This is a genomic window from Streptomyces sp. NBC_00669 (assembly GCF_036226785.1).
In the GTDB taxonomy this organism is placed as follows: domain Bacteria; phylum Actinomycetota; class Actinomycetes; order Streptomycetales; family Streptomycetaceae; genus Actinacidiphila.
This window is the reverse complement of sequence record NZ_CP109018.1, coordinates 6,593,633-6,610,179: the sequence shown is the minus strand read 5'-3', so window position 1 is coordinate 6,610,179 and position 16,547 is coordinate 6,593,633. Positions and strand designations below refer to the sequence as shown.

The following is a 16,547-nucleotide window of genomic DNA, read 5'->3' as shown; positions in this document are numbered from 1 at the left end:
CGACGCCGAAGACCCGCCGTGCCGCGCGCCTCAGCCGGCCGGGTGGGAGAGGACGGCGGACAGCCGGGAGTCGGCGCTCGAGCGGGCCGCGTCCAGGGTGAACGGCCCCGGCGCCGGCCGCCATCCGCCGGCCGCCTCGTCCCAGAACTGCGCGGCCCGCAGCGGCAGTTCGAGCACGACCTCGGCGCTCCGGCCCGGCTCCGCCGTCACGGTCGCGAACCCGGCCAGCCGGCGGGAGCCGCCGGACGGTGTGAGGTAGACCTGCACGACCTCCCGGCCGGCCCGGTCGCCGCTGTTGCGCACCGTGACCCGTACCGTGGCCAGCACGCCGTCCGCCGGGGAGGGTTGCGCCTCCAGCGCGGTGTACTCCCAGGTGGTGTAGCCCAGTCCGTGTCCGAAGGGGTACGCGGGGGCGGGCCCGGTGCGGGCGGCCCAGGCGCGGTAGCCGATCGACGGCCCTTCGTCGTACCGCAGTTCGCCGTCCCGCGGGGTCACCTGGCTGATCGGGGCGTCGGCCAGCCGGGCCGGCCAGGTGGTGGGCAGCCGGCCGCCTGGCTCCTCGGCGCCGAGCAGCACGTCGGCCAGCGCCGCCCCGGCCTCCTGGCCGGGGAACCACGCCAGCAGCACCGCCGCCACGTCCTCGCGCCACGGCATCTCCACCGGCGCGCCCGCGTTGACCACCACGACCGTACGCGGGTTGACCGCGGCCACCCGCGCCACCAGCTCGTCCTGCCGGCCCGGCAGCCGCAGGTCGGTCCGGTCGAAGCCCTCGGACTCCACCCGCTCGGTCGTCGCGACCACCACCACGGCGGTCTCCGCGGCAGCGGCCGCCGCGACCGCCTCGGCCAGCAACTCCTCCGGGTCCCGCTCCGGTTCGCCGTGCAGCAGGCTGAACCCGACTGCCTGGATGGGCAGTTCGGCCAGCTCCGGCGGCAACTCGTAGCGCAGCGCGACCCGTACCGGCTGGTCGGCGACCAGCTCCACGGTTCCGCGCTCCGCCGGGCGGCCGAAGAACGCCTCGAACGGGTCCTCGTGCGCGTCTGCCTGGACCCCCTCGAAGAGCACCCGCCCGTCGACCTCCAGCCGGAACCCGCCGTTGCCGCGCGTGCCGAAGCGGTGCGCGCCGGCCACCGCCGGCACGAACTCCCCGCGCACCTCGACCGCGCTCACCTCCTCGTACACCACGCCCTCGGGCAGGTCGCCCATCCACTGCACCTGCCCGCTCGGCAGCGGCTCGCTGCCCAACTCCCGCCCCCGCGCGTCCAACGCGACCGCGTGCAGCGCGAAACCCGGCCCGGCGGTGCCCAGTTCGTCACTCGGGTCAGCGCCCACCGCGTACACCAACGGCTCCTGCCGCGGCAGCGCCGCCCGCAGCCCGTCCAGCGGCGAGACCACATGGTCGGGGAAGACCTGCGCCGACCCGCCGCCGAGCACCCGGGCGTGCCGCGCCGCCGCGCCGATCAGCGCCACCCCGCCGCCGTACGGGTCGATCGGCAGCACCGGGCGGCCCTGCCGCGGCTCGTTCCGCAGCAGCACGCAGCCGCGCACGGCGACCTCGCGGGCCAGCGCCGCGCCGTCCACCTCGGCCGGCGGTTCCACCACGTCCGCCGGCGCCCCCGCGAGCACCCCGGCCCGCGCCGCCAGCCGAAGCACCCGCGCCGCCGCCTCGTCGACCAGCCGCTCGTCCACCTCGCCGGCCCGCACCGCCGCGACCAGCGCCTCGCCGTACACCGTCATCGGGCCGGGCATCGCGATGTCCAGCCCGCCGGCGAGCGCGCCCACCGTCGACCGCGCCCCGAACCAGTCCGACACCACCACCCCGTCGAAGCCCCACTCCTCGCGCAGCACCCCGCGCAGCAGCGCCTCGTGCTCCGTCATCGACACGCCGTTCACCGCGTTGTAGGCCGCCATCACCCCCCACGGCCGCGCGTCCCGCACGATCGCCTCGAACGGCGCCAGATACAGCTCCCGCAGCGCCCGCTCGCCCACCACGTTGTTCACCGTGAACCGCTCGCTCTCGGCGTCGTTGGCCACGAAGTGCTTCACCGTGACCCCGACCCCGCCGTCCTGCACGCCCCGGACGTACGCCGTGCCGATCACGCCGGTGAGATACGGGTCCTCGCTGTACGCCTCGAAGTGCCGCCCGCCCAGCGGGCTGCGATGCAGGTTCACGGTGGGCGCCAGCAGCACATGGACCCCCTTGCGCCGGGCCTCCTGTGCCAGCAGCCGCCCCACCCGCCGGGCCAGTTCCGGGTCCCATCCCGCCGCCAGCGCCGTCGGGCTCGGCAGCGCGACCGACGGGTCCACCGCCGTCCAGCGCCGCCCCCGCACCCCGATCGGCCCGTCCGACATCACCAGCTCCCCCAGCCCCACCTCGGGCACCGCCCCCAGGGCCCACATGTCCTTGCCCGCCAGCAGCCCCGCCTTCTCCGCCAACCCCAGCTTCCCCAACGCCTCGGCGACCACCCGTTCGACCGCGCCCTGCTCCGCCATCCCGCCATCCCTCCGCCGCCGACGACTGATCCGCGGCCCCAGTATCACCGCCCGCCCCCACCCAGGAGGAGACCTCGGCAGGTCCGGGCCCATGACGCCGCTCGCCCCCCGGCAGGGCGCCGGGGGGCGAGCGGGGAAAGCGAAAGGGCGGCGAAACGGAGCGGGGCGGGTCAGATCACGCTGAGCCGCACATCCACGTTCCCGCGCGTCGCGTTGGAGTACGGGCACACCTGGTGCGCCTTCTCCACCAGGTCCTTCGCCGTGGCCTCGTCCACCTTGGGAATCGACACCGCGATCTCGACGGTCAGCCCGAAGCCGCCGCTCTCGACCTTCCCGATCCCCACCTTCGCGGTCACCCGCGATCCGGAGATGTCGGCCTTCGCCTGGCGCGCCACCACGCCCAGCGCCCCCTGGAAGCACGCGCTGTACCCCGCCGCGAAGAGCTGCTCCGGGTTCGTCCCCGCCCCGCTCCCGCCCATCTCCTTCGGCGGGTTCACCACCACGTCGAGCTTGCCGTCGTCACTCGCGACCCGGCCGTCCCGGCCGTTCTCCGCGGTGGCAACCGCCGTGTACAGGACATCTACGGACTGGATGGTCATGAACGGTTCCTCCTGAGGAACGGTCTCGCGTCGCGCCTGCAATGTTTCCTTGCCTAATGAACGATGTCCTTGATGTTTCAGATTGTCAAGGAAACAGGTACCCTCGCCCCCATGACCCGCCGCATGGACCCGCTCACCGCCGAGGTGCTCGACCTCATCGGCACGGTCGTGGCGCGCTACCACCAGGAGTACGACGCGGCCGCGGCCGTGCACCACCTGACCGGCGCGCAGGCCCGGGTCCTGGCGCTGCTGGCCACCGACCCCTTGCCGATGCGCAAGATCGCCGAGCGGCTGAAGTGCGAGCCGTCCAACGTCACGGGCATCGTGGACCGGCTGGAGGCCCAGGGCCTCGCCGAACGCCGCAACGACCCGGCCGACCGCCGGGTCAAGCTCGCCGCGGCCACCGACCGGGGGCGCGCGACAGCCGAACAGCTCAGGGACTCCCTGGAGTTCGCCCGCGAACCGCTGGCGGCGCTGTCGGAGGGGGAACGCGGCGTGCTGCGGGACCTGCTCGCCCGCATGGTGCGGTAGGGCCGCACGGCTCGGCAGGTCCGGACGGATCGGCGGGCACCGTACGGCCATCCGCACCGGTGCGGCGCCGCTACCCCGCCCGCTTCGTCGTCACCCCGCCCCACATCGCCAGGCCCCGCACCCTGATCCGCGGCGCCCCCGCCACCCCGGGCCCGCTCGCCTTGCGCCCGAACAGCCCCAGGAACCCCACCCCGTTGACGTACACCTCGGCATCCGCCGGGACCACGATCTTCATCCCGCCCCAGAACGCGTACGCGCGGATGCGGGTTTCGGCCCCGGTGAACCGCGCCTCGCTGAGGTCGATCACGCCGCCGCCCCACACGCACAGCGCCGTCATCGAACGCGGCACCGCCCAGGCGCCCTTGCGCGCGAACCCGCCGAAGACGGCGACCGCCCACCGCGACCCCCACCCCGCCCGGGCCGCCGACGCCCCGCTATCCCCACCCGCGCCCGCGGGCAGGTCCCGGGTGAGAGCGTCCAACTCGGCGTAGCGCTTGGCGCCGTAGGCCGCGCTGATCCGCGTGTCGAGTTCGGCGAAGTCGATCCGCCCCTCGGCCGCCGCCTCGCGCAGCGCCTCGGCGACCTGCTCGCGGTCGCGGTCGGAGGGCCGCAGCTCCTCCCGGCGGACCCGCGCGGGGAGTTCCGTCATGCCCCGATGCTCTCACGCACCGGCCGCGGAAGGGCCGACGCGGCCGAGGATTCAGGCGGCGGTGACCGGGCGACGAGTCAGGCGGCGGTGACCGGGCGGGGCCCGCTCGACTCGCGCACGACCAGTTCGGGCTTGATGAGGCGCCGCACCGGTGGGCTCGTCTCGCCGGCGACCCGCTGGAGGACGAGCGAGACGGCGAGTTCGCCGATCAGCCGGGTGGGCAGGCGGACCGAGGAGAGCGAGGGGCGCATCCACGCCGAGTAGGCGTGGTCTCCGTAGCCGACCATGCGCACGTCGTCCGGCACGCGGATGCCCCGCTCCGCCAGCGCCCGGGCGACCCCGAGGGCGAAGTAGTCGTCCCCGACGGTGACGGCGTCGAAGGCGGTGTCCGTGTCGAGGAACTCGCGGCAGGCGCGATACGCCTCCTCCGGTCGCCAGTCGGACTCGCCGGTCTCGAACCGCCGGCTCGGCACCGGAACCGTGCGCGAGGTCGTGCCGGCCACCTCGGCGAGCGCGCGGGCGAACCCGCGCTGCCGGTTGGCGATGGTGCTGATCGCCAGGTCCTCCTCGAAGCTGACGATCGACCGGGCGCCCCGGCTGAGCAGATGGCGGACGGCGGCGTACTCCCCGGCCTCGCTGTCGACCCCGACGAAGTCGCAGCTGAGCTGGTCGATCTCGCGTGACACGGCGACGACGGGGATGCCCTCGGCGCGGACCCGGGCCCACGGGTCGCGCTCGCCCTGGACGGGGATCACCACGGCTCCGGCCAGGCCGGCGTCGGTGATCTGCGTGGCGATGCCCGTCTCCTGGCTCGCGCTCTCCTCGGTGACGAAGAGGTCGAGCGAGTAGCCGGCCGCGCGGGCGCCGGCCTCGATCGCCCCGATCAGCTCGGAGGCGAAGACGTGGGTCGAGGACGGGATCGTCAGGCCGATGGTCCGCGACCTCGACCGGGCCGAGGGGGCGTCTTCCGTGCCGGGGCGGGACGCGCCCGGCGTGATGTACCCGATCCGGACGGCCTCTTCGAGGACGAGGTCGCGGGTGCGGGTGCCCACGCCGTCCTTTCCTCTCAGCGCCCGGGAGACCGTGTTGACCGACAGGCCGAGGTTCTCGGCGAGGTCGCTCAGGGTGCTGCGTCGCATGGTGGCCACCGTCCTCGACCCGCCTCCTTGTCGTCACGTCACTCTATCCACCGCCGCCTCGGCCGGTTCCCGCTCCCCGCTGCTCCCTCGGCCGGGTCCCGCCGCTCCCTCGGCCGGGTCCCGGGTCCCGTTCCCGGCCGGCGCTCACTCCTTGAGGGCGAGGTAGATCCGCGCCAGCGGAGCGGTGCGCCCGCCGGAGCGCCGGACGACCAGCCGCAGCCAGTGGCCGAAGTCGCGCAGCGGGAGGGTGATCAGGCCGCCGGCCGCAACCTCGACGGCGGGCGCCTCGTGGTCGACCCAGGCGAGACCGTCGGCGGACACCTGCGGGGTGAGGGTGACGGTGGCGTCCTCGCCCGGTTCGAGGAACTGCACGAACCAGCGGGCCTCGCCCGCCCACGCGACTTCGAACGGCTCGGTGGCGAACTCGTCCTCGACGCGGATGCCGCGTTCCAGGACGGCGGTCTGGGATTCACGCATGGTGGTCACCAATCTGCCGAGATCACGACGGAGTCGAGGTAGAGGAAGTTGCGCTGCCCGCTGAGCGTGCGCACGGAGAAGTAGAAGTTGAGCAGGTTCTCCAGCGAGCCGTAGCGCTCCTCGTAGGGCGGGACGGGGACGTGCGACCAGTCCATGGTCCGGTCGTTGAGCTGGAGTTCGACGTTGCGGCGCGCCTCCGTGTCGATCACCCAGCGCAGGTAGTGCCAGTTGACCTTGGTCGGCACCTCGTTCATGCACAGTTCCTGCGGGTCGCCGTAGGCCCGCCAGTCCTCCGGGTTCGGCGCAGTGAAGTCCGCGGCGTACGGGTGGTCGACCTTGCCCTCGAAGTGCTCCCGCGGGGTCGGCTCGGGGACGACGGGGTACATCCACTGCCGCCGCATCCGGCCCTCGGCGTCGGCGTTCTGGTAGCGCGCCACCGTGTGGTAACGCAGCCCGCCGTCGCCGCACAGGTCCGTCGCGACGGTGAAGGCGCCGAACTGGGCCTCCGACGGGTGCTGGTTGCCGTCCCACGCCATGTCGCCGAAACCGTCGACGGCATCGGGCCCGACGGTGGCCTCGGCCTTGTAGGCGAGGTACGCCTCGATCTGGAGCAGGCCGCGACCGCTCATCGTCAGCCGGCGGATCGCCGTCGCCGTGTGGCCGGGGTGGGGGCGGGTGGCGAGCTTGAGCGCGTAGGTGCCCGACATCGCGCCGTGGGTGCCGACGTCGAAGAAGTCGCACGAGGACAGCTGCGGCGGGCGGAAGTCGCGGAAGTGGCGGTCGAGCGAGTCGTAGTCGCCCCGCCCGTTGTAGTTGCCGCCGAGCTCCACCCAGCCGTGCAGGCCGGAGTTGAAGTCGTCGTGGGCGAGTATCCGGCGCAGGGGGTTGAACCGGGACAGCGCCGGGTCGGTGCTGCGCAGGGCGTCACGCAACTGGGACCCGAGGTCGCCGTCCGGGGTGGACGTTGAGGTCGTCATGGTCATTAACGTTATTGCTAACGTGAAAAAAATACAAGAACCTTGATTCTTGGCGGATGCGGTCGTTAGGGTGCCGATGTCCACTGACGGAAGGTTCAGCAATGGCGCGAACTCGACGGCTCACGCGTACCACCCTCGCTTCCGCGGTCGGCAGCGCCCTTGAGTGGTACGACTTCTCCCTCTACGGCACGGCGGCGGCGCTCGTGCTGCCCAAGGTGTTCTTCCCCGGCGACGGTGCGACGGCCGGGACCCTCGCGTCGCTGGCGACGTTCGCGGTGGGCTTCTTCGCCCGACCGGTCGGCGGCATCGTCATCGGCCTGCTCGGCGACCGGTTCGGGCGCCGGCAGATGCTGTTCGTGACGCTGCTGCTCATGGCGGCGTCCTCGGTCCTCATCGGCTGCCTGCCGTCCTACGGGCAGGTCGGGGTCGCCGCGCCGGCCCTCCTCGTCGTCCTGCGGGTGTTCCAGGGACTCGGCGCCGGCGGGGAGTACGCCGGCGCCATGCTCCTGTCGGCGGAGCACGCCGAGAAGGGCTCCCGCGGCTTCCACGCCTCGATACCCAGCGTCGGCAACGCCTTCGGTTCGGTGATCGCGACCGGGATCTTCTTCCTCTTCCAGCAGACCCTCTCCGAGCACGCGTTCCTCGCGTGGGGCTGGCGCGTGCCGTTCCTGCTCAGCGTGGTCCTCGCCGCGGCCGGCTACCTCATCCGGCGCAAGGTGGAGGACAGCCCGGAGTTCACGGCGGCCGTGCGGACGAAGGGCGTCGTCCGCGGCCGGTTCCCGGAGATGCTCCGGCTCAGCGGGCGCCGGGTGCCGTTCGCGATGCTCATGAGCATCGCGCCCAACGTGCTCACCTACCTGCCGTCGGTCTACGCCCTGACCTACCTGTCGAAGACCGTCGGCGTCTCCGGCTGGATCGGTCTCGTCGGGATCATCATCGCCAACATGATCAAGTTCGTCACCATCCCGACCGCGGGCCGGCTCGCCGACCGGATCGGCGGTCGCCGCGTGATGATCATCGGATCGGTGGCCGGGGCGATCCTGCTCTACCCGTTCTTCGCGATGCTCGACACCGGGACGCCGGTCGTGGTCTGGGCCGCGCTCGTGATGATCTTCACCCTGTGCTGCGACATGACGCTCGCCTCCCAGGCGGCCATGCTGTCAGGGCTCTTCGACGTCCGCGTCCGCTACACCGCGGTGACGTTCAGCCGGGAGATCACCGGTGCCGTCGTCGGCGGCACGATCCCCTTCGTCGCCGCCGCCCTCACCTCCGCGGGGGACGGCCGGCCGTGGCTGGTCTGCGTCTGCTGCGGGGTGCTGTGCGCGCTCGGCGTCGTCGGCACCGCCTGCCTGCCGGAGGACCGGCGCTCGGCCGACACCGCGCCCGCCGCACTGGTCGCCTGAGCCCGCGCTCCGGAGCCGGGCGGCCGTCACCTCCGGTCCGGGGTCGGCCGGGTGCGGTGAACGGCCGCTCCTCACCCGGCCGTTACCCGCACCACCACAGCACCTGCTTGCACGGGGTCTGGGTCGGGGAAGGGGAGGACGACGGCGGCGGCGGGGTGGTCGGCGCGGTGGACGGGCTCCGGGACGGCGGCTTGGGGCTGATCGAGCCGGTCACCGGGGACGCCGGGGTGCTCGGGGTGCCGCCGCCGGGAGTGGCGGTGGGCGACGCGGAACCGGACGCGGTGGGCGAGGTGGTGGGGGTCCCGGACGAGGAGGTCTGCGGGCCGCCGCTCGGCGCGGCGTGGTCGGGGCCGGCGCCGGACCCGTCCGGCGAGGTGTCGCCGGAGGTGGGCGCGGGCGGGTTGTGGTCGAGCGGGGTCGACGGGGTCCCGTCGCCGCTGGACCCACCGGACAGCGCCGCCACCGAGAGCATCGCCGCGGCGCCGACCGCTGCGATCACGCCGATCCCGTAGACCGTGGCCCGCTGCCGGCCGCGCCTGGCCTGGTGGGCCGCCTGCCCGCGGGCCGCGAGCCGTCGCGCGGCGCGCCCGCCGCCGTGGGCCGCGTCGTCGGCGGGACCATCCCCGTCCGCGCCGATCGCCGGGAGTTGGGCGGTCTCGCCCACCGCGGGCAGCGCGAGCCGGTCGGCAGGGGTACCGCATCCCGGGCACGAGTAGGCGCCGTTGAGATGGCGTCGGCACGCGTAGCAGTAGTCCATGGCGGAAGGGACACTAGGGGACGGGTGTGGCGAGAGGGAACCCTCGCTTTCCGCTTGCCGTGCGTTTGCCCGGAAACTCCGCGGCGGGCGACCGCCGATGGCAGGAACGGGACGTCCCCAAGGGCGACGGAGGACACCTTCGCCAGGGCCGGGCCGGCCGACCGTAAAGAGGTGGCCAAGGTCGGGTGAGCCGCCCCACATCGGGTCCGGTTTGCCGCGGATTGCGTGCACCCGCGGGCTTGACGCGTACCGGGCGGGGTCCGTACTAATAAGGGTGACCTAAGCTAGGGCAGCCTCCCCTTAGCTCCCTTACCGCCAAGCTCCGGCCGCCCCGCGCCGGCACCGACAAGGACCCCTATGCTCCCCACGTTCGTGATCGGACTCCGCGAAGGTCTCGAAGCGGCCCTCATCGTGGGCATCATCGCCTCCTTCCTCGGCCAGCAGGGCAGGCGCGACGCGCTGAAGAAGGTGTGGATCGGCGTCGGCATCGCGGTGGCGATCTGCGTGGCGGTCGCCGTGGCGCTCCAGATCTTCTCCAGCGACCTGCCGACCCGCCAGCAGGAGCGGTTGGAGACGGTGGTCGGCGCGATCGCCGTCGTCATGGTCAGCTACATGGTGCTGTGGATGCGCCGGCACTCCCGCGACCTGCGCAAGGACCTGGAGGGCGCGGCCGGCCGCGCGCTGTCCGAGGGTTCGGCGTCGGCGCTGGTGATGATGGCCTTCCTCGCGGTGCTGCGCGAGGGGTTCGAGACGTCGGTGTTCCTGCTCGCGACCTTCAACGAGAGCAACAACCCCTGGTACGGCGGCGCCGGCGCCACGCTCGGCATCCTGGTCGCCGTGGTGGTCGGCTACGGCATCTACCGCGGCGGGGTGCGGATCAACCTCTCCCGCTTCTTCCGGATCACCGGCATCGTGCTGATCCTGGTCGCCGCCGGCCTGGTCTCCACCGCGATCATGACCGCGTACGAAGGCGGTTGGATCGACCGGAACAACCAGGCGTTCGACCTGTCCTGGCTGGTCCGCCCGGGCACCCCGACCTCCTCCGTGGTCACCGGCGTCCTCGGCATCCAGCCGTTCCCGAGCTGGGCCATGGTGATCGGCTGGCTGGTCTACACGGTCCCGATGCTCGCGGTCGTGCTGTGGCCGGCCCGCCGCAAGAAGGCCGCCGCCAAGCAGCCCTCGGCCGAGCCCGTGCAAGCCGGCTGAACCCGCGCGCGCCGGCCGGTTCGTACCGGCCGGCCGCCCCTCCCCCGCGTGCCGGCCGGCCCCCGGAACCGCCGTACGGCCCTCGCGCCGCCCCGTGCACACCGCACCACCACCGTCTTCCGCCGTGCCCCGCGCGGCCTCACCAAGGAGCCCTCGTGAACCCCGCTGCCACCCACCGCCGAGTCCTGGCCTGCGCCGCGACCGTGATAGCCGCGGGCATGCTGCTCACCGCCTGCGGCGGCGACAAGGGAGACAAGGGCTCCTCCGGCACGGACGCGAAAGCGGCCGGTGCGAAGACCTCCAAGGTCACCATCACCATCACCGACAAGGGCTGCGCGCCCAGCCCCGCCAAGGCACCGGCCGGCACCGTGAAGTTCACCGTCGCCAACAAGAACTCGGCGAAGGTCACCGAGGCGGAGTTGCAGGACCACGGCAAGATGCTCGGGGAGAAGGAGAACCTGACCCCGGGCCTGTCCGGCGACTTCACCCTCAACCTCGACAAGGGCACGTACTCCGTCTACTGCCCCGGCGCGAGCACCAACCGCTCCGCGTTCACCGTCACCGGCGCCGTCAAGAAGACCTGGAAGGACGACCCGCAACTGGTCGCCGCCACCCAGCAGTACGGCACCTGGATCGACGGCGAGGTCAAGCAGCTCGTCACCACCACCGCCGCGTTCACCGCCGCGGTCAAGGCCGGCAAGCTCGACGAGGCGAAGACCCTCTACGGCAAGGCCCGCGTGCACTACGAGCGGATCGAGCCCACCGCGGAGATCTGGGGCGACCTGGACGGCCGGATCGACGGCCGCGCCGACGACGCCGCCACCCCGGCGGACTTCACCGGCTTCCACCGCATCGAGCAGGCGATCTGGCAGCAGAAGTCGCTGGCCGGCATGGGCAAGCTCGCCGACCAGCTCAACGCCGACGTCAAGAGCCTCAACGACCAGGTGCCGACGGTCGAGTACCAGCCCGCGGTGATCGCCAACGGCGCCACCGACCTGGTCAACGAGATCCAGTCCTCGAAGATCACCGGCGAGGAGGAGCGGTACTCGCACATCGACCTGCTCGACTTCGACGGCAACCTGGCCGGCGCCAACGAGGCGGTCGACGTGCTGATGCCGACGCTGAAGAAGAAGGACCCGGCGCTGGCCGCCGAGGTCACCCAGCGCTACCAGGCCACCGCGGCCGCCCTGAAGAAGTACGCCGCCACGCCCGGCTACGAGGACAGCGGCTACGTGGACTACCGGAAGGTCACCGCCGCCCAGCGGCGTACCCTGTCCCAGACCGTGGACGCCTACGCGGAGTCCGTCTCCAAGATCGCCGGAAAGATTGCCTGACCAGTGACCGACAGCACCCCGGACATCACTCCCGAACCCGAAGAGCGGCGGCCCGAGGCGGCGGCCGCCGTGAGCAGGCGCCGGCTGCTGGGCGCGGTCGGCGCCGGGGCGGCGGTGGCCGGGGCCGCCGTCGGCGTGGGCGGCACCGTGCTGGCCCGGGGCGGCTCGTCCGGCTCGGGCGGCAACGGCTCCGGCGGCGCGGCCAAGAGCCAGATCGTCGCCTTCCGGGCCGGCCACCAGGCGGGGATCGCCACCCCGTCGCAGGACCGGCTGTGCTTCGCCACGTTCGACGTGACGCCGGGCGTGACCCGCGCCGACCTGGCGGAGCTGCTGAAGACGTGGACGGCCGCCGCGGAGGCCATGACGCTCGGCAAGCCGGTGCCCGGCGACGTCGGCGACCTCAACACCCCGCCGGACGACACCGGCGAGGCGGTCGGCCTCGCGCCCGGCAACCTCACCATCACCATCGGGTACGGCCCCTCGCTCTTCGACGGCCGCTTCGGGCTGGCCGCGCGCCGCCCCTCCGCGCTCAAGACGCTGCCGCACCTGCCGAAGGACAACCTCGACCCGGAGAACTCCGGCGGCGACCTGTGCGTGCAGGCGTGCGCGGACGACCCGCAGGTGGCCTTCCACGCGATACGCAACCTGCGCCGGCTGGCCTTCGGCACGCTGGCGCCGCGCTGGATGGAACTCGGCTTCGGCCGCACCTCCTCCACCACGCCGCAGCAGGCCACCCCGCGCAACCTGCTGGGCTTCAAGGACGGCACCCGCAACATCGACGCGACCGACGCGGCGCTGATGGGTCAGCACGTGTGGATCGGCGACGAGGAGCCGCAGCGCTGGGCCCGCGGCGGGTCGTACCTGGTCAGCCGGAAGATCCAGATGCGGATGGAGCAGTGGGACCGGGACCGGCTCGGCGACCAGCAGGACGTGTTCGGGCGGTTCAAGTCCAGCGGGGCGCCGCTGACCGGGAAGGCCGAGTACGACACCCCCGACTTCCACGCCAAGTCCGGCGGGCAGTACGTCATCCCGGCCGACGCGCACATCCGGCTGGCCGCCCACGAGAACAACAACGGGCTGCGCATCCTGCGGCGCGGCTACTCGTACACCGACGGGATCGACCCGGAGACGGGCGACCTGCTGGGCGGGCTGTTCTTCGTGGCGTTCATGAAGAGCCCGGACCAGTTCAGCACCCTCCAGCGCATCCTCGGCCAGCACGACGCGCTCAACGAGTACATCCAGCACATCGGCAGCGGCGTCTTCGTCACCCCGCCCGGCCTCGCGGCCGGCCAGGACTGGTCCACCCAGCTGTTCGGCTGACCGGCCGGGGCCTGGTCGGCCCGACGCCGGTCGAAGGCGGCCGACGGCCCGCCAGGGGCGTCCCGTCGGCCGGCCGCCCTGCCGCCGACGGCTGATCAGCGGCTGGGCAGCGGGCGGTGGGCCAGCACCCGGCCGCGCAGGGCGACTTCGAGTTCGAAGCGGGCGTCGGCGTCGGCGAGCGCGGGGCCGAAGAGATGCTGGACCTGGTGCAGCCGGCGGCGGGCGGTCTGCGGGTGGATGCCCAGCCGCGCGGCGACGTCGGGCGCGCTGCCCCGGTTGGTCTGGAGCCAGGCGAGCAGCGTCTCGGCGAGCCGTTCACCGCGTTTGGGGGTGAGCGCCGCCAGCGGGCGCAGCCGCCGTTCGGCGATCAGCCGGACCAGCGCAGGGTCGCCCAGCAGCATCAACTCGGGCAGGCAGCGGTCGCAGTCGACCAGCCCGCCGCGCTGCCCTTCGGGCAGGCACGCCAGGATCGCCCGGGCCCAGCGCAGCGAGTCCGCGGCCAGCGCGACCGGCACGGTCGGCCCGATCACCGCGGTCCGTTCGTGCAGCACCCGCTGGACCTGCCCGTCGCGCAGGTAGAGCGCGGGCTCGGGCACCAGGAGGAACGGCTGCGCGCCGTCGGTGTCGGCGAGCACCAGATCGGGCAGCCGGGCACGGGCGGCGGGTGGGCCGGGCGCGGGCGGCGGCCCGAGCGCCACGCAGGCCACCGCGGCCGGCAGCGGCCAGTCCGCGGTGCCGGCCGCCTCCCGTACGGCGTCGGGCGCCGCGGGGCCGACCAGCAGGTCCAGCAGCCGGTGGCGGCGCCGGACGAGGGTGCCCGCCTCGTCGGCCCTCGCCTCGGTGTAGCCGCGCACGGCGGCGGAGGCGAGTTCGTCGAGGCAGGCGAAGATCGCCTCGGCGAGGACGACCATCAGGTCCGCGCCGAGCCCGGAGCGGCGCGCCACCCGGGCGTAGCGGCGCCAGGCGACCCGGCCGCCGAGCCGGTAGGCGGCCTGGAGCGCGTCGAGGCTGCGGCCCTCGGCCAACTCGCCCCGGCCCAGGGCGCGGTGCACCCGCAGCCGGTCCTCGCTGAAAGCGCCCTCGGCCCGGCCGGCGGCCAGCAGGTCGGCGAATTCCGCGAGGGCGCTCTCCACGCCCTGCTGGATTCCGGCACCGAAATTCCCGGCGAGCGGCCGGGCGAATTCGGGCACCTGGCGCCGTATCTCGCTGATGATCTCGGCGGCGAGCGAGGAACGCTCCTTTCGCACCTCCACGGCGAATCGCGGCGGAAAGCGCGTCCACGGTCCGTCCACCGGTGACCTCCGTCGGGCCGGGCTGCGATGCGGTGCGCCCCGGCCCGACACGGCCGGTCCGGCCGGTGCTGGTGGCCCACAGGGGAGTATGCGGCGATGTTACCGGCGAGTCAACAGGTGGGGCAGGGGCGGCTGTTCTTCTGCCGCCGATGACAGTTCCGCATTGCGGGCGCACGGTTTCCTGGCATCTCCGCACGCGCTTTTCCGGGCGTCCGGCCGAGGCCGTTGACCGGCCCGACGGCGCTTCCTAGCATCACCGATCGCCGCACTGCCGGAATTCGCATTCCCGAACAAGGGACGGTAACGCCACATGAAACGCACCCTTCTGCGCGGCTGCGCGACGGCCGCCGCCGCGCTCGGCCTGACCCTGGCCGGCACCCAGGGCACCTTCGCCGCCGCCTCCGCCTCCACCGCCTCCGCCACCTCTGCCGCCGCCTCCTCCGCTTCCCCTTCCGCCGGCACGGACGCCGCCGCACCGGCCGCGTCGGGCCGGCTCCCGGTGAACTACCACTTCAGCACCGGCTTCGTCGGCGGGTTCTTCAGCCCGACGAAGGCCCCGGCCGGCGCGAACAACTGGTCGTGCACGCCGAGCGCCGCGCACCCGTACCCCGTGGTGCTGGTGCACGGCACCCTCGAGAACATGAACGACAACTGGGGCGGCGCCGCGCCGCTGCTGGCGAACAACGGCTACTGCGTCTTCGCCTTCGACTACGGCGGCTCCTCGGCGTCCGCCGCGATCCAGGGCACCGGTCCGGCCGAGGACGGCGCGGCGCAGCTCTCCGCGTTCGTCGACCAGGTGCTGGCGGCGACCGGCGCGGCCAAGGTCGATCTGGTCGGGCACTCCCAGGGCGGCATGATGCCGCGCTACTACCTGAAGAACCTGGGCGGCGCGGCCAAGACCGACAAGCTGATCGCGCTGTCCCCCAGCAACAACGGCACCACCCTGGACGGCCTCACCGAGTTCGGCCGCCAGCTCGGCCTGCTGGAGCCGGCCAACCAGTTCGTGGTCGGCCCGGCCTGCGCGGCCTGCGTCGAGCAGGAGGTCGGCTCGGACTTCCTCACCTCGCTCAACAGCGGCGGCGAGACCGTGCCCGGCGTGACGTACACCGTGATCACCACCACCGGTGACGAGGTGGTCACGCCGTACACCAACGCGCTGCTGCCCGCCGCGCCCAACGTCACGAACATCACCGTGCAGGACCAGTGCGGGCTGGACGCCAGCGATCACCTGGAGATCGCGTACGACCCGATCGCGCTCACCGACGTGCTCAACGCGCTCGACCCGGCGCACCCGCGGCCGGTGCCGTGCGAGGTGGTCCTGCCGGTCACCGGGCCGCTGACGTAGCGGACCCGGGTGGGCGGGGCTCCGGCGGGGCGGGCGGGCCGTAGCCAGGGATCGCGGGTCCCTGGTTGAGCCGGGCCTTCATCCGGTGCGCGGACGCGCGCAGGCTGGTGAGCGAAGGCGGAGACCGCAGGCCGTACGGACGGTACGGCCGCCGCCCACCCGCGAGGAGCAGACCGCCATGACCCAGCAGACCGAGACCCGCGACCGCGTCGCCCTGATCACCGGCGCCAACCGCGGGCTGGGCCGCAGCACCGCGCTGCGGCTCGCCGCGGAAGGCGTCGACTCGATCATCACCTACCGCTCGCACGCCGACGAGGCGCAGGCCGTCGTCGACGAGATCACCGCGCTCGGCCGCACCGCGCGGGCCCTGCCGCTGGACACCGGCCGGCTGGAGGACTTCCCCGGTTTCGTGGCGGAGGTGCGGCGGACGCTGAAGGAGGGGTGGCGGCGCGAGGACTTCGACTACCTCGTCAACAACGCCGGGCAGGCCGCCGCCGCGCCCTTCGCGCAGGCCACCGTCGAGGACTTCGACGCGCTGTTCGCGGTGCACGTGCGCGGCGTGTACTTCCTCACCCAGGCGCTCGCGCCGCTGATCGCCGACGGCGGCCGGATCATCAACACCTCCTCCGGGCTGACCCGCTTCAGCCGCCCGGGCATGTCGGCGTACGCCACGATGAAGGGCGCGGTGGAGGTCTTCACCCGCTACCTGGCGCTGGAGCTGGGCGAACGCGGCATCACCGCGAACACCGTGGCCCCCGGGCCGATCGCCACCGACTTCGGCGGCGGCTACCTGCGGGACAACGCGCAGGTGCGCGCGCAGCTCGGCGCGGAGACCGCCCTCGGCCGGGTCGGCGAGCCCGACGACATCGGCGGCGTGGTCGCGTCGCTGCTGTCGGAGCACACCGGCTGGATCAACGGCCAGCGCGTCGAGGCGTCCGGCGGCACCCTGCTCTAGCGGAGGACCGTGCCGGCGGGGAACGGCGGCCGGGCGGGCGGGGAACGGCGGCCGGGCGGGCGAGGGAGAC

Annotated in this window: 15 protein-coding genes; 7 read left to right on the top strand and 8 right to left on the bottom strand. The window is 73.4% G+C overall.

The window, feature by feature from the left end; all coding sequences use genetic code 11:
• Positions 1-30 precede the first annotated feature (30 nt).
• Both OG896_RS27890 and OG896_RS27885 read right to left on the bottom strand, forming a co-directional pair.
• Complete coding sequence (locus OG896_RS27890; protein WP_329369720.1) at positions 31-2,493, bottom strand: glycoside hydrolase family 3 protein; 2,463 nt, start codon at positions 2,491-2,493, stop codon at positions 31-33.
• A 170-nt stretch (positions 2,494-2,663) separates the two neighbouring features.
• On the bottom strand, positions 2,664-3,092 hold the full coding sequence (locus OG896_RS27885) for an organic hydroperoxide resistance protein (RefSeq protein WP_329369718.1): 429 nt from the start codon (positions 3,090-3,092) through the stop codon (positions 2,664-2,666).
• A 111-nt stretch (positions 3,093-3,203) separates the two neighbouring features.
• Between OG896_RS27885 and OG896_RS27880 the strand changes: the two genes are divergently transcribed.
• Positions 3,204-3,623 (top strand): MarR family winged helix-turn-helix transcriptional regulator, encoded by a 420-nt coding sequence (locus OG896_RS27880; RefSeq protein WP_329369716.1) that lies wholly within the window; start codon positions 3,204-3,206, stop codon positions 3,621-3,623.
• Between the two features lie 70 nt (positions 3,624-3,693).
• Here OG896_RS27880 and OG896_RS27875 read toward each other — a convergent pair whose 3' ends face one another.
• The 4 genes from OG896_RS27875 to OG896_RS27860 form a co-directional block, all read right to left on the bottom strand.
• A complete protein-coding gene (locus OG896_RS27875) occupies positions 3,694-4,272 on the bottom strand; it encodes a DUF1707 SHOCT-like domain-containing protein (protein ID WP_329369714.1) in 579 nt (192 codons plus the stop codon).
• 77 nt (positions 4,273-4,349) lie between these two features.
• A complete protein-coding gene (locus OG896_RS27870) occupies positions 4,350-5,411 on the bottom strand; it encodes a LacI family DNA-binding transcriptional regulator (RefSeq protein WP_329369712.1) in 1,062 nt (353 codons plus the stop codon).
• Between the two features lie 144 nt (positions 5,412-5,555).
• Positions 5,556-5,888: a hypothetical protein gene (locus OG896_RS27865; RefSeq protein WP_329369710.1), complete on the bottom strand. Its 333-nt coding sequence runs from the start codon at positions 5,886-5,888 to the stop codon at positions 5,556-5,558.
• A gap of 5 nt (positions 5,889-5,893) precedes the next feature.
• Complete coding sequence (locus tag OG896_RS27860) at positions 5,894-6,865, bottom strand: DUF6772 family protein (RefSeq protein ID WP_329369708.1); 972 nt, start codon at positions 6,863-6,865, stop codon at positions 5,894-5,896.
• Positions 6,866-6,966: 101 nt separating this feature from the next.
• On the opposite strand from OG896_RS27860, the gene OG896_RS27855 reads away from it, so the two are divergent.
• Positions 6,967-8,268: an MFS transporter gene (locus OG896_RS27855; RefSeq protein WP_329369707.1), complete on the top strand. Its 1,302-nt coding sequence runs from the start codon at positions 6,967-6,969 to the stop codon at positions 8,266-8,268.
• 82 nt (positions 8,269-8,350) lie between these two features.
• Here OG896_RS27855 and OG896_RS27850 read toward each other — a convergent pair whose 3' ends face one another.
• A complete protein-coding gene (locus OG896_RS27850; RefSeq protein ID WP_329369705.1) occupies positions 8,351-9,025 on the bottom strand; it encodes an SCO2400 family protein in 675 nt (224 codons plus the stop codon).
• Between the two features lie 357 nt (positions 9,026-9,382).
• On the opposite strand from OG896_RS27850, the gene efeU reads away from it, so the two are divergent.
• From efeU to efeB, 3 genes are all read left to right on the top strand, one after another.
• Positions 9,383-10,231 carry an iron uptake transporter permease EfeU gene (gene efeU / locus OG896_RS27845; protein ID WP_328463717.1) on the top strand — a complete coding sequence of 283 codons (849 nt, stop codon included), beginning with the start codon at positions 9,383-9,385 and terminating at the stop codon, positions 10,229-10,231.
• Between the two features lie 155 nt (positions 10,232-10,386).
• Entirely contained in the window at positions 10,387-11,565 is a 1,179-nt protein-coding gene (gene efeO, locus OG896_RS27840; RefSeq protein WP_329369703.1) for an iron uptake system protein EfeO, read from the top strand.
• 3 nt (positions 11,566-11,568) lie between these two features.
• On the top strand, positions 11,569-12,885 hold the full coding sequence (efeB, locus tag OG896_RS27835) for an iron uptake transporter deferrochelatase/peroxidase subunit (RefSeq protein ID WP_329369701.1): 1,317 nt from the start codon (positions 11,569-11,571) through the stop codon (positions 12,883-12,885).
• Between the two features lie 95 nt (positions 12,886-12,980).
• Here efeB and OG896_RS27830 read toward each other — a convergent pair whose 3' ends face one another.
• Entirely contained in the window at positions 12,981-14,132 is a 1,152-nt protein-coding gene (locus OG896_RS27830) for a helix-turn-helix domain-containing protein (RefSeq protein WP_329369699.1), read from the bottom strand.
• Between the two features lie 355 nt (positions 14,133-14,487).
• On the opposite strand from OG896_RS27830, the gene OG896_RS27825 reads away from it, so the two are divergent.
• Both OG896_RS27825 and OG896_RS27820 read left to right on the top strand, forming a co-directional pair.
• Positions 14,488-15,522 (top strand): esterase/lipase family protein, encoded by a 1,035-nt coding sequence (locus OG896_RS27825; protein ID WP_329369696.1) that lies wholly within the window; start codon positions 14,488-14,490, stop codon positions 15,520-15,522.
• A gap of 178 nt (positions 15,523-15,700) precedes the next feature.
• Positions 15,701-16,477 (top strand): SDR family NAD(P)-dependent oxidoreductase, encoded by a 777-nt coding sequence (locus tag OG896_RS27820; RefSeq protein WP_329369695.1) that lies wholly within the window; start codon positions 15,701-15,703, stop codon positions 16,475-16,477.
• Positions 16,478-16,547 lie beyond the last annotated feature (70 nt).

Bases quoted from the DNA above. Each gene is read 5' to 3' on its own strand.
- OG896_RS27870 (WP_329369712.1), bottom strand. From the start codon at position 5,411: ATGCGACGCAGCACCCTGAGCGACCTCGCCGAGAACCTCGGCCTGTCG.
- OG896_RS27865 (WP_329369710.1), bottom strand. From the start codon at position 5,888: ATGCGTGAATCCCAGACCGCCGTCCTGGAACGCGGCATCCGCGTCGAG.
- OG896_RS27820 (WP_329369695.1), top strand. From the start codon at position 15,701: ATGACCCAGCAGACCGAGACCCGCGACCGCGTCGCCCTGATCACCGGC.
- OG896_RS27885 (WP_329369718.1), bottom strand. From the start codon at position 3,092: ATGACCATCCAGTCCGTAGATGTCCTGTACACGGCGGTTGCCACCGCG.
- OG896_RS27850 (WP_329369705.1), bottom strand. From the start codon at position 9,025: ATGGACTACTGCTACGCGTGCCGACGCCATCTCAACGGCGCCTACTCG.
- efeU (WP_328463717.1), top strand. From the start codon at position 9,383: ATGCTCCCCACGTTCGTGATCGGACTCCGCGAAGGTCTCGAAGCGGCC.
- OG896_RS27875 (WP_329369714.1), bottom strand. From the start codon at position 4,272: ATGACGGAACTCCCCGCGCGGGTCCGCCGGGAGGAGCTGCGGCCCTCC.
- OG896_RS27855 (WP_329369707.1), top strand. From the start codon at position 6,967: ATGGCGCGAACTCGACGGCTCACGCGTACCACCCTCGCTTCCGCGGTC.
- OG896_RS27890 (WP_329369720.1), bottom strand. From the start codon at position 2,493: ATGGCGGAGCAGGGCGCGGTCGAACGGGTGGTCGCCGAGGCGTTGGGG.
- OG896_RS27880 (WP_329369716.1), top strand. From the start codon at position 3,204: ATGACCCGCCGCATGGACCCGCTCACCGCCGAGGTGCTCGACCTCATC.
- OG896_RS27825 (WP_329369696.1), top strand. From the start codon at position 14,488: ATGAAACGCACCCTTCTGCGCGGCTGCGCGACGGCCGCCGCCGCGCTC.
- OG896_RS27860 (WP_329369708.1), bottom strand. From the start codon at position 6,865: ATGACGACCTCAACGTCCACCCCGGACGGCGACCTCGGGTCCCAGTTG.